We start from the raw sequence: 14,440 nt of genomic DNA on the forward strand, positions 1-14,440 counted from the left end.
CCTAATCAACTTAACTGGTGTGGATATTACGCCTCAAAAATCAAATTAAAAAGCTGTTTTGAAATTAAAAAAATTTTGAATACGGCTGAGATGCGGGCTCTGCCAGACGTCCTGCCATTTCACACTTATCACCCCGCCTCATCACCGCATTCACGATTTAAGAATAATCCCGCTCCCATCGCCGTCTATGCTTAACGTTTAAAAAACAGACGACACAGTCGCACCCTCTTTCTTTTTTATCCCCTTTAAACACCGGAGGCTTGGCATGAGCAACCAAGGCGAATACCCTGAAGACGGACAGCAACACGATTTCAGCCTGTCCCGACGGGATCTGATAAAAGTCAGTGCCGCCGCCGCGGCAACTGCGGCAGTTTACCCTTGTGGCGCACTGGCCGAGGGCGAACCCGCCGTCACGCCCCCGCCGGAGATCCTGCCCCTGACGCTGCGCGTGAACGGTAAAAGTCAGCAACTTGAGGTCGATACGCGCACCACCCTGTTGGACGCGCTGCGTGAAAATTTACACCTTACCGGCACCAAAAAAGGCTGCGACCACGGGCAGTGCGGGGCCTGTACCGTACTGGTGGATGGCCGCCGGATTAATGCCTGCCTGACGCTGGCGATCATGCATCAGGATGCTGAGATCACCACCATCGAAGGGCTGGGTACGCCCGACAATCTGCACCCCATGCAGGCGGCATTTATCAAACACGACGGTTTCCAGTGCGGCTACTGTACATCGGGGCAGATCTGTTCTTCTGTCGCGGTACTGAAAGAGATTGAGGCAGGCATTCCCAGCCACGTGACGCTCGATCTGGTTTCCCCTCCGGAAATGACTGCGGATGAAATCCGGGAACGCATGAGCGGCAATATCTGTCGCTGCGGCGCGTACGCCAACATTCTGGACGCCATCGAAGACGCCGCAGGGGAGCTTAAATCATGAAAGCCTTTACTTACGAACGGGTAAAAACGCCGGCCGAGGCCGCTGCCAGCGCCCGAGATAAACGCGGCGCAAAATTTATCGCCGGTGGTACCAATCTGCTCGATCTGATGAAGCTGGAAATTGAGACCCCCACCCATCTGATCGACGTCAACGGTCTTGGCCTCGACACCATTGACGCCACCGACGAGGGCGGACTGCGCATCGGCGCCCTGGTGCGTAATACCGACCTGGCTGCCGATGAACGCGTGCGCCGTGACTATGCCGTACTTTCCCGGGCGCTGCTTGCCGGGGCCTCTGGTCAGCTGCGCAACCAGGCCACCACGGCAGGTAATTTGCTGCAACGTACGCGCTGCCCCTATTTTTACGACACCAACCAGCCCTGCAATAAACGTCTGCCCGGCAGCGGCTGCGCCGCGCTGGAAGGCTTTAGCCGTCAGCACGCGGTCGTCGGCGGCAGCGAGGCTTGTATCGCCACGCATCCCGGCGACATGCCTGTCGCGATGCGGCTGCTGGATGCAGTAGTGGAAACCCTTTCTGCCGACGGCCAGGCGCGCAAAATCCCGCTGGCCGACTTTTATCGCGCCCCGGGGAAAACGCCCCATCTCGAAACCGTCCTGACGCCAGGAGAGCTGATTACTGCTGTCACCCTGCCGCCACCCGTGGGCGGGCAGCATATCTACCGTAAAATCCGCGATCGCGCCTCCTACGCCTTTGCGCTGGTTTCGGTTGCTGCGATTGTCCAGCCAGACGGCAGCGGACGCGTCGCGCTCGGCGGCGTCGCCCACAAACCCTGGCGGGTTGAACAGGCCGATGCGCAGCTCCCCCAGGGGGCGCAGGCGGTCTATAACGCGTTGTTTGCCGACGCGCACCCGACGCCTGAAAACGCGTTCAAATTAACGCTGGCGAAGCGCACGCTTGCCTCCGTGCTGACAGAAGCGAGGGCCCCGGTATGAAATTCGATAAACCCGCAGGCGACAACCCAATCGATCGGTTGAAGGTGGTCGGTCAGCCCCGGGATCGTATTGACGGTCCCTTAAAAACCACCGGCATGGCGCACTATGCCTACGAGTGGCATGACACCGCGCCGGACGCAGCCTATGGCTATGTGGTCGGATCGGCAATCGCCAAAGGTGAGATCGCGGCTATCGACACCCAGGCCGCGAAAAACGCGCCGGGTGTATTAACGGTGATCACAGCCAGTAGCGCGAACGCGCTCGGCAAAGGCGAGAGAAACGCGGCCACTTTATTGGGCGGGCCGAAGATAGAGCACTACCATCAGGCGGTTGCGCTGGTGGTGGCAGAGACCTTTGAGCAGGCCCGGGCGGCGGCGTCGCTGGTGCAGGTGAGCTACCGGCGTGAAAAAGGATCGTACTCACTGGAGGATGAAAAACCCGCCGTCAGCCAGCCTCCCGAGGATACGCCGGATAAAAACACCGGCGATTTTGAATCTGCCTTTTCTGCCGCCGCGGTGAAGCTGGATGCGACCTACACCACGCCCGACCAGAGCCATATGGCGATGGAGCCCCATGCCTCGATGGCCGTCTGGGAGGGTGACAAAGTAACCCTCTGGACGTCGAACCAGATGGTGGCCTGGTGTCGTACCGATCTGGCGGCGACCCTGAAGATCCCGGAGGAAAACGTGCGCGTCATCTCGCCCTATATCGGCGGCGGCTTTGGCGGCAAGCTGTTCCTGCGAAGCGATGCCCTGCTGGCCGCGCTGGCCGCCCGCGCCGTGAAGCGCCCGGTTAAGGTGATGCTGTCGCGACCGACAATCCCCAATAACACCACCCACCGTCCGGCCACCATTCAACATATCCGTATCGGGACTGACACCGCCGGGAAAATTACCGCCATTGCCCATGACAGCTGGTCCGGCAATCTTCCCGGCGGCACGCCGGAGACGGCGGTTCAGCAGACGGAATTGCTCTACGCGGGTGCCAATCGCCATACCGGCCTGCGGCTGGCAAAACTGGATCTGCCGGAGGGCAACGCCATGCGTGCCCCTGGCGAAGCGCCGGGTTTGATGGCGCTGGAGATCGCCATCGACGAGATGGCGGAAAAAGCGGGCGTCGATCCGGTTGAATTCCGCATCCTCAATGACACCCAGGTCGATCCGGCCGATCCCAGCCGGCCTTTTTCCCGTCGTCAGCTTATCGAGTGCCTGCGTACCGGGGCCGAGGCGTTCGGCTGGAAACAGCGCAACGCAACGCCCGGACAGGTCCGCGACGGTCGCTGGCTGGTGGGCATCGGCATGGCGGCCGGTTTTCGCAATAATCTGTTAGAAAAATCCGCCGCGCGCGTGCATCTCGATGCCGCCGGAAACCTGACGGTCGAAACCGACATGACCGACATCGGCACCGGGAGCTACACCATCATTGCCCAGACGGCGGCAGAGATGCTGGGCGTGCCGCTGGAGAAAGTGACGGTTCATCTCGGTGATTCGAGCTTCCCGGTATCCGCCGGTTCTGGCGGCCAGTGGGGCGCGAACACCTCCACCTCGGGAGTGTACGCCGCCTGCGTGAAGTTGCGCGAAGCCATAGCCACGAAGCTGGGTTTTGATCCTGACCAGGCGCAGTTCAGCGACGGCAAGATCGCCAATGACACCCGCAGCGCGGACATCTCCGAGGCCGCCGCCAGCGGCACGCTGACGGCCGAAGACGGTATTGAATTCGGCGATCTGGATAAGCAGTACCAGCAGTCGACCTTTGCTGGCCATTTTATCGAGGTGGGCGTGGATAGCGCGACCGGGGAAGTGCGGGTCCGTCGGATGCTCGCGGTATGCGCGGCCGGACGCATCCTTAACCCGAAAACGGCACGCAGCCAGGTTATCGGCGCGATGACCATGGGGCTGGGCGCGGCGCTGATGGAAGAGCTGGCGGTGGATACCCGGCTGGGCTATTTCGTCAATCACGATATGGCGGGATATGAAGTGCCGGTTCATGCCGATATTCCCGAACAGAAGGTGATTTTCCTTGATGATACCGACCCCATCTCCTCCCCGATGAAAGCCAAAGGCGTGGGCGAGCTGGGCTTATGCGGCGTGGGCGCTGCTATTGCCAATGCGGTGTATAACGCAACGGGGGTGCGGGTCCGGGACTATCCCATCACCCTGGATAAGCTGATCGGCGACCTGCCGGACGTGGTTTAAGGAGGAACAATGCCCCAACTTCTTAATCTGGCGGACGATCTGCGCCAAACGCCGGAACGGGCCTTTCTGACTGACGACAGCCAGGAGATATTGCGCTTCGCGGTAGAGGCACTGATGTCCGGCAAAGCGGCAGCGCTGGTGATGCTGACGGAGATACGCGGCGGCGCGGCGCGATCCCTGGGGGCACAGATGGTGGTGCGCGAGGATGGCCAGTACTGTGGTTTTGTCTCCGGGGGCTGCGTCGAAGCGGCGGCGGCATTTGAGGCGCTGGACGTCATCGCGACAGGACAGGATCGCGAGGTGCGTTATGGTCAGGGCTCGCCCTGGTTCGACATTGTCCTCCCCTGTGGGGGTGGGATCACGCTGTCTATCCATAAGCTGCGTTCGGCGCAGCCGCTGCTGGCGGTGTTGAACCGCCTCGAGCAGCGGCTGCCCGCGGGGTTGCGCTACACGCCGCAGACCCGGACGCTCACCTTCATGCCTGCGCCTGTATTAACCCGCTGGCATAACAACGGGATCGAGACAGGCTTCCATCCCTGCGTGCGGGTGCTGATCCACGGAGGCTCCATCGAAGCGCAGGCGACGGCAGAGCTGGCGGCGGCGGCAGGATATGACATTTGTCACTTCGATCCCTGCTCGGGTAATCCTGCTTCGCAGATTGATACTGACACGGCGGTGATCCTCCTGTGGCACGATCTTCACCGGGAAATGCCCGTCCTGCAGGCCGCCCGCGACGCGAAGCCGTTTTACATCGGCGCGCTGGGCAGCCAGCGAACGCACATGCAGCGGCGGCAAAAGCTCAGTGAACTGGGGTGGCGGGAGGACGAGATAGACCGCATCAAAGCGCCCATCGGCATCTTCCCGAAAGCAAGGGATGCGCGCACCCTCGCCCTGTCTGTTCTGGCAGACGTGGCTGCCGCGCGTTTGCGTCAGGACCAGGGTTAATGTCCTGGCCGGTTGTGATTATTCTCGCCGCCGGACGCGGCGAACGCTTTCTCGCCTCGGGCGGGAAAACCCATAAGCTGGAGGCGCTGTTGGGCGGGAAATCTGTTGTGGCGCATGTGATTCAGGCGGTAGAAACGGCGGGACTTCCGTGGCATCTCGTGAGGCCCGAGGGCGGTACGGGTGGCATGGGGGAGTCGATTTCGCTGGGGGTAGAGGCTACTGCTGAGGCGTCGGGTTGGTTGATTTTGCCTGCCGATTTACCACTGATCCAACCCGCTTCTTTGCTGAGTGTCGCTGAAGCGCTGAGGGATAAAGGGATTGTGGTTCCTCACTACCGGCAACAGGCGGGGCACCCGGTGGGGTTTCGGCGGGAATATGGCGAGGCGTTGCTGGCGCTGGCTGGGGATACCGGGGCGCGGGAGATTGTGAGGGGCGCGCGACGGATGGGGGATGTGGGGGATGTTTGGCTTGAGGATAGTGGAATTGTGTTTGATGTTGATACGGTAGAGGATTTGGAGAGGGCGCAGGGGCGCTTTTCATTGCGTCGCTAATATCACCATTACTTCAGACGCCGTGCAAACCTTCCTGGAGCTCCAGGCCCCCTCGCTGGCGCGATCGACTAAGAACATATGTTCATTAATCCTTAACTGGAGTACAGCAGAGATCTGCAAATCTACTGATACTCAGTATTAATGAATACCATTCATAGTCCCTATCCTTCCCTCTCTGATTATCTGAGAGCACAAACCCGTTAACATGCTTTATCTCTTCATATCCTACGGATCATCATGCTTAATCAACAGGCACGTACACAGTCGGCTACCGCTAAAAAAATCGGCCTGTCGTTTTTACTCATTCTCAGCGCCCTAATGGCTGTTACCTCCTTATCAACCGACATCTATCTTCCCGCCATGCCCGTCATGGCGAAAGATTTACAGGGTGATGCTGAGCTGACAATCACAGGGTTTCTTATCGGCTTTTGCATTGCACAACTGATTTGGGGACCGATTAGCGATCGTTATGGGCGTCGACTGCCGCTGTTTATCGGTTTAGGTCTATTCATCGTCGGCTCGGTGGGCTGCGCGTTATCAACGGATATCGTGCAAATTGTCTTCTGGCGCGTTTTTCAGGCGTTAGGTGCCTGTACCGGCCCGATGCTGGCACGAGCAATGATCCGTGACCTGTTTAGCCGCACCCGTGCTGCACAAATGCTTTCGACTCTGATGATCATTATGGCCATCGCGCCGATTGCCGGGCCCCTGATAGGGGGGCAGATGATTAAAGTCACCTCGTGGCATGCCATTTTCTGGCTGCTGGCGATTATCGGAATATTAATGCTGATGTCTTTATTCTGGTTACCAGAAACATTACCTGCTGAAAAACGCTCGCAAGCTTCCGTAACCAGAGCTTTTCACAACTACTATGCCTTGCTCACCAACGCCAGATACATGCGGTTTACTCTGTGCCTGACGTTCTACTACGTTGCAGCCTACGCCTTTATCACCGGTTCCCCGTTTGTGTACATCACGTACTTCGGCGTTGACCCGCAGCATTACGGTTGGCTGTTTGCAGTAAACATTGTTGGACTGATGGCCGTGAGCATGGTCAACAGACGTCTTGTTCACCGCTATCCACTGGAAGCGTTGCTCAGGAATGCCGTATTCGTCGCCGCTATTGCCGCAATAGTGCTGGCGGTCACCACCGGCCTGGGTGTGGGTGGAATTACCGTGATTGTCGGCGCTGTGTTCGTGTTCTTCTCTATGAATGGCATCATCGCGGCGACATCCACGGCTTGCGCACTAGACGCAGTGCCTAATGTGGCTGGCTCCGCGTCGGCACTAATGGGCGCGTTACAATACGGCAGCGGCATCATCTCTTCACTGCTTCTTGCCCTGTTCAGTGATGGCACACCATGGACGATGGGCTGGATAATTGCGTTGTTTACAGCAGCCAGCGCCCTGATGGCACTGACCGTTCAGATAAAAAAATAAAACGTCGTTATTGATGCCAGACGACACTTTCGTCCAGAGATACCCGCCCTTCCCTGTAACTCAGGGAGGGATGCGTTTTATCTGGGATCCCAAAAGAAATACCGTAAAGCAGCCTGAAACCTTCAGGAACATTCAATAGCCTACGCACCGTTTGGGCAAAATAACTCAGCACTGCCTGTGGAACGCATGCGTAACCTCGAGCTGCCAGAGAAAGCAGGAATGTCTGGGCATACATACCGGCGTCCGAGGCTACGCGAACGTTGTCCCCTACAGCAGGAATAAACAGCAGGGCAACATGAGGCGCGCCGAAAAATCTCACATTACGCTCGACCACTTCTGAGCGACTTAAGCTATCCCCCCGCGCAACGCCCAGTGCCTGATAGTACGAGCGCCCCTGCTCCGAAGCCCGTTGCCTGAATGGCTCGGGATAAGCTTCTTTATCAAACGTAAAATCAAGACTGTAGTTCCCCGCTCTCAGATCTTCCGTCAGCGCATCGCTTAGTTCACGAAGCTTCTCTCCTGCGACAATATGCAGGGACCAGGGTTGAGTGTTGCAGTTGGATGGTGCGCATTGCGCTTCGAGCAAAATGTCTTTGAGGATATCGCCCCCGCAGGAAGTCAGAATGCAGTGTTCGGGCCAGCTGAGAACTTTACCGGTCACGTCAGGGTTGATCCTCTCTTCAAACCGGATAATCGTCCGCATTCATGAGTCTGCCAAATAAGGGCAATCAGGGGCGCTAAATAATTGCCGCTGACAACTCAGATATGATTGAGCGGCAAACATAACAGAGGATGTAATCTTGAAGACAATCTTAAAAACGCTGGCCATCTGCGTGATGGCGGGTGGCCTGATGGCTCAGTCGGTATACGCCGAGCCGCTGGTCATTCAGGAACAGGGAAGCTTTTCTGCTGGTGGCACCATCATTACCGCACCAGGAACATTTGACGCGGAAAAGCCGCTGGATTCAGCTGGCCAAACCTGGCATGGCGATCATGCCTCAGTGTTCTACCAAATCCCGGAAAATCCGCATAAATATCCTATCGTCATGCTGCACGGCGCAGGTCAGTTCTCCCGTACCTGGGAAAGCACGCCGGATGGTCGCGAAGGGTTCCAGAACATCTTCCTTCGTCGCGGGTTCTCAACCTATCTTGTCGATCAGCCGCGTCGGGGTAGCGCCGGGCGCACGACGGTAGAAGGTACTGTTACGCCTAAACCGGATGAACAGATGTGGTTCAATCAGTTCCGCGTTGGCGTGTGGCCAGAGTATTTTAAGGGCGTTCAGTTCTCTCACGACAAAGAAGCACTGAATCAGTATTTCCGTCAGATGACCCCAAATACCGGGCCGTTTGATATCAATGTCATCTCTGATGCGATGTCCGCAGTAGTGGATAAATCCGGCCCCGCTATCCTCTTCACCCACTCTCAGGGTGGCGGACCAGGCTGGTACACGGCGATGAAAAATGACAAGGTCAAAGCCATTGTCGCCTTCGAGCCTGGCAGCAGCTTTGTCTTCCCGGAAAAAGAACTCCCTGCCCCTATGCCAAGCGCGTTCGACACGCTGAAGGGTGAGCCTGTGCCAATGGAGCAGTTTATGGCACTGACCAAAATCCCGATTCTGATTATTTACGGCGATAACATTCCGGATAAACCTGTCGCCATGCCCGCGCAGGACAGCTGGCGCGTAAGACTGGCGATGGCCCGTGAGTGGCGTGACGTGGTGAACAAGCATGGCGGGGATGTCACTGTGACGCATCTGCCAGAAGTGGGAATCAAAGGGAATACCCACTTCCCGTTCTCTGATTTAAATAACGTGCAGATTGCTGATTTGGTGAGTGAGTTCCTGAAGGAAAAAGATCTGCAGTAGGAAGCGATAGTGTTGAACCCTCATTATTGAGGGCTCAACACCAGCATCAGCTTTATAAAAAATAAAGTAGCCTAATCCTGTCGGAAAACTGTTGAAGGTGAATGTCTGCTTTGAGCGAAAGGCAGGCGTTAAACTTACGGAAACGTGGATTGAAGCATCTTTAGCCAGAAACAATCTTCTATGTGCTCCAAACATCCAGATTTACGGCATTCAGAATGTAGAAAGACCACCACTCGCGAAGTTTCCGTCAGCGTGCCTTACGCCTTACCGCATACACCTATGTTCCGTTGATACATGCAATCCAGCCAATTAACAGAGCGATAGTGCTTCCCGACTAACCCTCCGATGCCATCATTTTAAAATAACATTTTAAATCAAGGAATTAAGATTACCTTATGCTTGCAACTGTGCAAGAGAAGCGAGTTTTTTGTGAAATGAAACACAAATTTTCACTACTCAGGTTGCGTGCACCGTGAAGCAGGGAGTACCTTTTAAACAAGTTGAACATAGTTGTACATAGACAAGTATACCCGTCTTAGGATTAGCAAATTAAAAGAATTAACAGTAATTATGAGGCCGAAAGTTATGTCATTGAATACTAAGCTAGAACCTGAACTGATATTACTTAATGAAGCTCCTATAGACAGGAACATGCTTTTTAATTCAGTCAGTAAGCTGCTGTTAACAAAGGGTTATGTTGAGTCGACCTATCCAGATGCATTAGTAGCCAGGGAAGAATTACATCCAACTGCCATGCAGCTCGAAAGGATGGGAGTCGCAATCCCGCATGTTGATGTTGAACATGTAAAGGAAGAAAAACTTGTTGTTGTCACCTGTCCAGAAGGAATCGTATTTAATCAGGCTGAGGATCCTGATTGTACGATGAAAGTTCATGTCATTTTCTTTTTACTCCTGAAGGAAAAAGATGCACATCTTGAATTTCTGATGAAGCTTATTTCGCTTTTTCAGCGCAGCAATGAAATGGATAACATCCTTTGGGCGAAATCAAAGGATGACGTAATGGAAATTCTGACGAAAAATTTGTACTGAGTGGTCTTAAATACAGTTTTATTATTACCTCGTTATTCCTACTACTATATGTGGAGTCTGAAATGAACAAGAAAATTATCTTCGCTTGTACCAGTGGCATTGCAACCTCTGCGGTAGCAACTGAGAAAGTCGTTCAATACTGTAAAAGCCAGGGTATTAACGTTGAACCGATTCAGTCCAATATTGGTACCATTAATAAACAAGATGGCATGGCTGACTTAATTATTGTTACTTCTGCCGTTAAAACGGAACTACAGACACCCGTTCTGAATGGTCTTCCTCTGCTTACTGGTTTTGGCGAAGAAGAATTGCTGGAAAAAATCGTAGCCATCCTTAAAAAATAAAGGTGAGCGTGATGGATAAAGTTTTCGCAGCCGTCCAGTACATACTGGGGCTTGGTCCTACAGTCATGTTGCCGATAATTATATTTATTATGGCAATGTGTCTCCAGACCGGGTTCAGCAGAGCGTTACGTTCGGCATTAACTATCGGTATGGGTTTCATCGGTATTTTTTTGGTCTTTGGTTTGCTGGTTGATAGCCTTGGCCCAGCGGCGAAAGAGATGGTTAATCATACCGGCATTGACCTGCCTGTAGTGGATCTTGGCTGGACACCACTGGCGGCTATTGCATGGGCCTCACAAGTTGCACCTTTTGTTGTACCGATGACTATTGGTATTAACATTCTGATGCTTACTTTGAACTGGACTAAAACCGTCGATATTGACGTCTGGAACTTCTGGCATTTCTCAATGGTCGGCGCCATGGTTTATGGTGTCACCGGCAGCTTCTTCTTTGGCCTGTTGATTGCAGGTGTTACTGCCGCAATTACATTTGTCATGGCGGACTGGTGTGCACCAATGATCCAGAAGTATTTCAACCTGCCAGGGATCTCTTTACCAACACTTTCATCGGTAATTTTCTTTCCGATTGGCGTACTAGGTAATCTGATTCTCGATAAAATTCCTGGTATCAACAAATTAAATGCCGATCCGGATCAAATTCAAAAACGGTTTGGTGTATTTGGTGAGCCGATGATGCTCGGTGTTATCCTCGGCGCGGGTATCGGGTTACTGGCGGAGTATGATGTCAAAGGCGTGTTGAACCTTGCTATGAGCCTTGGTGCAGTCATGCTGATTATGCCCCGAATGGTCAAACTGCTGATGGAAGGATTACTCCCCCTTTCTGATGCCGTACGCAGTTTCCTGAAGAAACGCTATCCTGACCGTCATGATCTCTATATTGGCCTGGATATCGCTGTAGCTGTAGGACACCCTTCTGTACTGTCCACTGCGCTACTGCTGATTCCTGTAGGTGTATTGCTGGCGGTCGTTCTGCCGGGTAACAGACTACTACCGCTGGGTGACCTTGCGAATATCTGGGTTCCGATTTCAATGGTCGTTCTGGCTTGTCGCGGAAATATTGTCAGGGCATTCATTATTGGTATTCCTTGCCTGGCAATGAATTTATATATTGCGTCCGCTGCAGCACCCATTTTGACCAAAATTGCCCGGGATATGAATTTCCCAATGAAAACAGATGGTGAGATTTCCAGTTTGCTTGATGGCGGTAATCCCTATCGTTTCCTGGCGGTTAAAGTGTTCGAAGGAAATACAATTGCCCTTGTACTTATCCCTGTCATTTTCTTGCTGTGTCTGTGGCTTTATCGCGTGACTAAAAAACAGCTGAAAGTGGAAGAAGCTTTAGAAAATGAAGTTTCAGCGGGCGATATTCCGGCAGTAAAATAATCCTGACTATTCAGAAGCAGAGGGGCTCTGCTTCTGAATAAAACAAACGTTGTCCCTTGCATAAAAAGGGGAGAGTGATGTATACGATCGGAATCGATGTTGGCACGACAAATTGTAAGGTGTGTTTGTTCTCAATTCCTTCGCTTGAATTAGTAAATCAGTGCAGTTTCAAAACACCAAAAATTGTAGATGGGGAAAACACAGATTTTGATGTCAAACTTATCTGGAAAGGTGTACTTGACGGTCTTAACGTAATAACAAATAGTCTCGATGATGCCGAACAGGTTAAAGCCATCGCCGTCGCCAGTGTAGGAGAGGCTGGAGTATTACTTGATGAGCATGATCATATTATTGGACCCGCGTTAACCTGGTATGACACACGACCAAAACAGCAGCTTAACAATATTCTGTCTGTCATGAATGTTGACGATATTTATGAAATAACCGGGATCCCTGCGCATTCAAACTACAGCATCAATAAAATTAAGTGGCTCCAGGATAATATTAGTAATGCCAGTAAGGGTCGAAAATGGTTATGTCTGGCTGAATATATTGCTTTTAAGTTATCGGGCATTAAACGCTCAGAATATTCGCTGGCATCACGAACAATGGCTCTGAACATAGAGGAAATGAAATGGGGTGAACAGCTCATCAATGCTGCCGGGCTATCACCCTCGTTATTCAATCCATTAGTTCAGGCAGGCGTAGCCATTGGCAACATTACTTTAGAAACGTCAGAACTGACCGGGTTATCTACAGCAACCCGAGTTGCTATTGCAGGTCATGATCATATGTGTGGCTCTGTTGCGGTGGGCCTGCAGGGTGAAGACCAGATACTGAATTCGACAGGAACCACTGAAGGGTTATTAGTGGTGACTGAAGCAGTTAATAATACCCGTAACTTTTTCCGGGCAAAGGTCTCGAATGGTATACACGTCCTGCCAGGCCTTCATTCCTTGTATGCCTCGTTACCTTCTGCAGGGTATGCCATTGAATGGTTCAGAAACCTCTTCGAACTCGATATGCCAGCGTTCCTGAGAATGGTGGATACGCTTCGTAACGAGCAGGACCTGAGTGCAGCAGGAACCCTGGACGGAATTTTCATCCCTCACCTTCGAGGTAGCGGTCCACCGGAAAGAAATACATGGTCCCGGGCGCTGATTTACGGTCTCGACGACAAGTCCCGGCCAGAGGATGTGTTGCGATTCGTTTTCCAGGGGCTGTGTTTTGAACTCAGGAATTTGCTGGATTTGTATGAAACGCTGACAGGACGAAACTACCCCGTAGTTAATGTAATCGGTGCCGCTTGCAAAAACCCATACTGGCTTCAGCTAAAAGCCGACATTCTTAATCGGGAAATTGTGGCCTGTAATGTTGATGAAGCGGTCAGCAAAGGGGCGGCGATGCTGGCAGCGAAAACCATCGGCGTGGAAATCGAAAGTCTTCCGGTAGCGTCTGAAGAAGAAACCCGGCGTTATTTGCCGCAGAGTAACTCAGTCGCTCATTTCCAGGAGATTTACACTCAAGTTTATAAACCCCTTTATGAATCCAAGATGCGTACTGAGCGTCTTTGCAACGGAGTTAACTAATGAAAGCCAGCGTGTACTACAGCAAAAATGATATTCGCTATGAAGATATCGACGTTCCTGAGATTGGTGACGGCGATATGCTCATCAAAATGCAGTCATGCGGATTATGCGGCACAGATATCCATAAAGCACAACATCAGACTGTTACTGGCCCGGTCATTCTCGGACATGAAGTCTCTGGCGAGGTAGTGAAAATCGGTAAAGATGTGACTCGTTACCGTGTCGGTGAACGCGTAGTTACCGCAATTCATGTCCCCTGCTTCAACTGCCATTACTGCGATAGAGGTTTCTTTACGCTGTGTGACCAGTTCAAGAAAACCAACCTGGAGCCAGGGGGATTCAGTGAGTTTATTCGTATACCTCAACTGCATGTTGAACATCTGACGCACCGAATTATCGATGGTCTCGACTGGGACCGGGCGGCAATGATTGAACCTGTAGCCTGTTGTTTACATGGACTGAAATCATCCAATATCCATCCGAAAGATACGGTTCTGGTCCTGGGTTCCGGCACAATCGGCCTGGTTAGTGCACAACTGGCCGCGCTGAAGGGAGCCTCGACCGTTATCGTTTCAGACCTGTCTCGCTTCAAACGTGAGCTGGCACTGAAGGTCGGGGTTACGCATGCGATTGACCCCGCAAGTGAGAACCTGGAAACACGGGTAGCGGAAATCACTCAGGGGAAAGGTCCTGATGTGGTGATTATTGCAGCCGGAGTCTCATCGCTTGTTTCTCAGGCAGTAAATGTTGTACGCCGCGGGGGAAGGATTGTTGTGTTCTCGCCATTTGACAGAAACCCGGTGGTTGAAATCGATGCCGGTCGTTTATTCAGGGATGAGATCTCAATCGTTGGCACCTATTCACTCACACCGTATGACATGAAAGAAGCGATTGAAATCGTTGAGAAAGAAAAAATTAACACCAGGGATATGATCACTCATACGTGGCCGCTTTCACGTATTGGAGAAGCGATTGATTTCGCTTCCAATCCTGAAAATGATGTGTTGAAAGTTATTATTAAAGCTGATGAATAATCGGGAGGCCCCTTCTCCGGTGGGGGCCAATCAAATTTTATCTTTATCAGAACGTTGAGCTGAAACTGTGATGTTGGTCATGTAGTTAATTCAAAAGAAACGCTGTATCATCAAGAGTTGTTCATACTTGT

Annotated in this window: 13 protein-coding genes; 12 read left to right on the forward strand and 1 reads right to left on the reverse strand. The window is 52.7% G+C overall.

The features are described 5' to 3' along the window. Window positions 1-265 precede the first annotated feature (265 nt). The 6 genes from paoA (at window position 266) to V7Q49_RS11215 (ending at window position 7,024) form a co-directional block, all read left to right on the forward strand. Window positions 266-940: an aldehyde dehydrogenase iron-sulfur subunit PaoA gene (gene paoA, locus V7Q49_RS11190; protein ID WP_333851201.1), complete on the forward strand. Its 675-nt coding sequence runs from the start codon at window positions 266-268 to the stop codon at window positions 938-940. Continuing rightward, window positions 937-1,893, forward strand: coding sequence for an FAD binding domain-containing protein (locus V7Q49_RS11195; protein WP_333851203.1), 957 nt, complete (start codon window positions 937-939; stop codon window positions 1,891-1,893). The genes paoA and V7Q49_RS11195 overlap by 4 nt, the downstream gene beginning before the upstream one ends. Continuing rightward, complete coding sequence (paoC, locus tag V7Q49_RS11200) at window positions 1,890-4,088, forward strand: aldehyde oxidoreductase molybdenum-binding subunit PaoC (RefSeq protein ID WP_333851205.1); 2,199 nt, start codon at window positions 1,890-1,892, stop codon at window positions 4,086-4,088. The genes V7Q49_RS11195 and paoC overlap by 4 nt, the downstream gene beginning before the upstream one ends. Window positions 4,089-4,097: 9 nt before the next feature. Next, a complete protein-coding gene (locus V7Q49_RS11205) occupies window positions 4,098-5,033 on the forward strand; it encodes an XdhC family protein (protein WP_333851207.1) in 936 nt (311 codons plus the stop codon). Beyond that, the gene (locus V7Q49_RS11210) at window positions 5,033-5,584 is read left to right on the forward strand and encodes a nucleotidyltransferase family protein (protein WP_333851209.1); all 552 of its coding nucleotides are present in this window, start codon (window positions 5,033-5,035) and stop codon (window positions 5,582-5,584) included. The genes V7Q49_RS11205 and V7Q49_RS11210 overlap by 1 nt, the downstream gene beginning before the upstream one ends. A gap of 237 nt (window positions 5,585-5,821) precedes the next feature. Beyond that, window positions 5,822-7,024 carry a multidrug effflux MFS transporter gene (locus tag V7Q49_RS11215; protein ID WP_333851211.1) on the forward strand — a complete coding sequence of 401 codons (1,203 nt, stop codon included), beginning with the start codon at window positions 5,822-5,824 and terminating at the stop codon, window positions 7,022-7,024. Between the two features lie 7 nt (window positions 7,025-7,031). Here V7Q49_RS11215 and V7Q49_RS11220 read toward each other — a convergent pair whose 3' ends face one another. Next, window positions 7,032-7,610 carry a nitroreductase family protein gene (locus tag V7Q49_RS11220; protein WP_333851214.1) on the reverse strand — a complete coding sequence of 193 codons (579 nt, stop codon included), beginning with the start codon at window positions 7,608-7,610 and terminating at the stop codon, window positions 7,032-7,034. Between the two features lie 214 nt (window positions 7,611-7,824). Here V7Q49_RS11220 and V7Q49_RS11225 point away from each other — a divergent pair, with 214 nt between their 5' ends. The 6 genes from V7Q49_RS11225 (at window position 7,825) to V7Q49_RS11250 (ending at window position 14,309) form a co-directional block, all read left to right on the forward strand. Next, entirely contained in the window at window positions 7,825-8,889 is a 1,065-nt protein-coding gene (locus V7Q49_RS11225) for an alpha/beta hydrolase (RefSeq protein WP_333851216.1), read from the forward strand. 585 nt (window positions 8,890-9,474) lie between these two features. After that, a complete protein-coding gene (locus tag V7Q49_RS11230) occupies window positions 9,475-9,939 on the forward strand; it encodes a PTS sugar transporter subunit IIA (protein WP_333851218.1) in 465 nt (154 codons plus the stop codon). Window positions 9,940-10,001: 62 nt separating this feature from the next. Further along, the gene (locus V7Q49_RS11235) at window positions 10,002-10,283 is read left to right on the forward strand and encodes a PTS sugar transporter subunit IIB (protein WP_106992051.1); all 282 of its coding nucleotides are present in this window, start codon (window positions 10,002-10,004) and stop codon (window positions 10,281-10,283) included. A gap of 11 nt (window positions 10,284-10,294) precedes the next feature. After that, window positions 10,295-11,686 carry a PTS galactitol transporter subunit IIC gene (locus V7Q49_RS11240; RefSeq protein WP_106992050.1) on the forward strand — a complete coding sequence of 464 codons (1,392 nt, stop codon included), beginning with the start codon at window positions 10,295-10,297 and terminating at the stop codon, window positions 11,684-11,686. Between the two features lie 77 nt (window positions 11,687-11,763). After that, window positions 11,764-13,275, forward strand: coding sequence for an FGGY-family carbohydrate kinase (locus V7Q49_RS11245; protein ID WP_333851221.1), 1,512 nt, complete (start codon window positions 11,764-11,766; stop codon window positions 13,273-13,275). Further along, window positions 13,275-14,309, forward strand: coding sequence for a zinc-dependent dehydrogenase (locus tag V7Q49_RS11250; protein WP_333851223.1), 1,035 nt, complete (start codon window positions 13,275-13,277; stop codon window positions 14,307-14,309). The genes V7Q49_RS11245 and V7Q49_RS11250 overlap by 1 nt, the downstream gene beginning before the upstream one ends. The last annotated feature ends 131 nt before the right edge of the window (window positions 14,310-14,440 follow it).

Source organism: Leclercia sp., from assembly GCF_036780805.1.
Taxonomy (GTDB): Bacteria; Pseudomonadota; Gammaproteobacteria; order Enterobacterales; family Enterobacteriaceae; genus Enterobacter.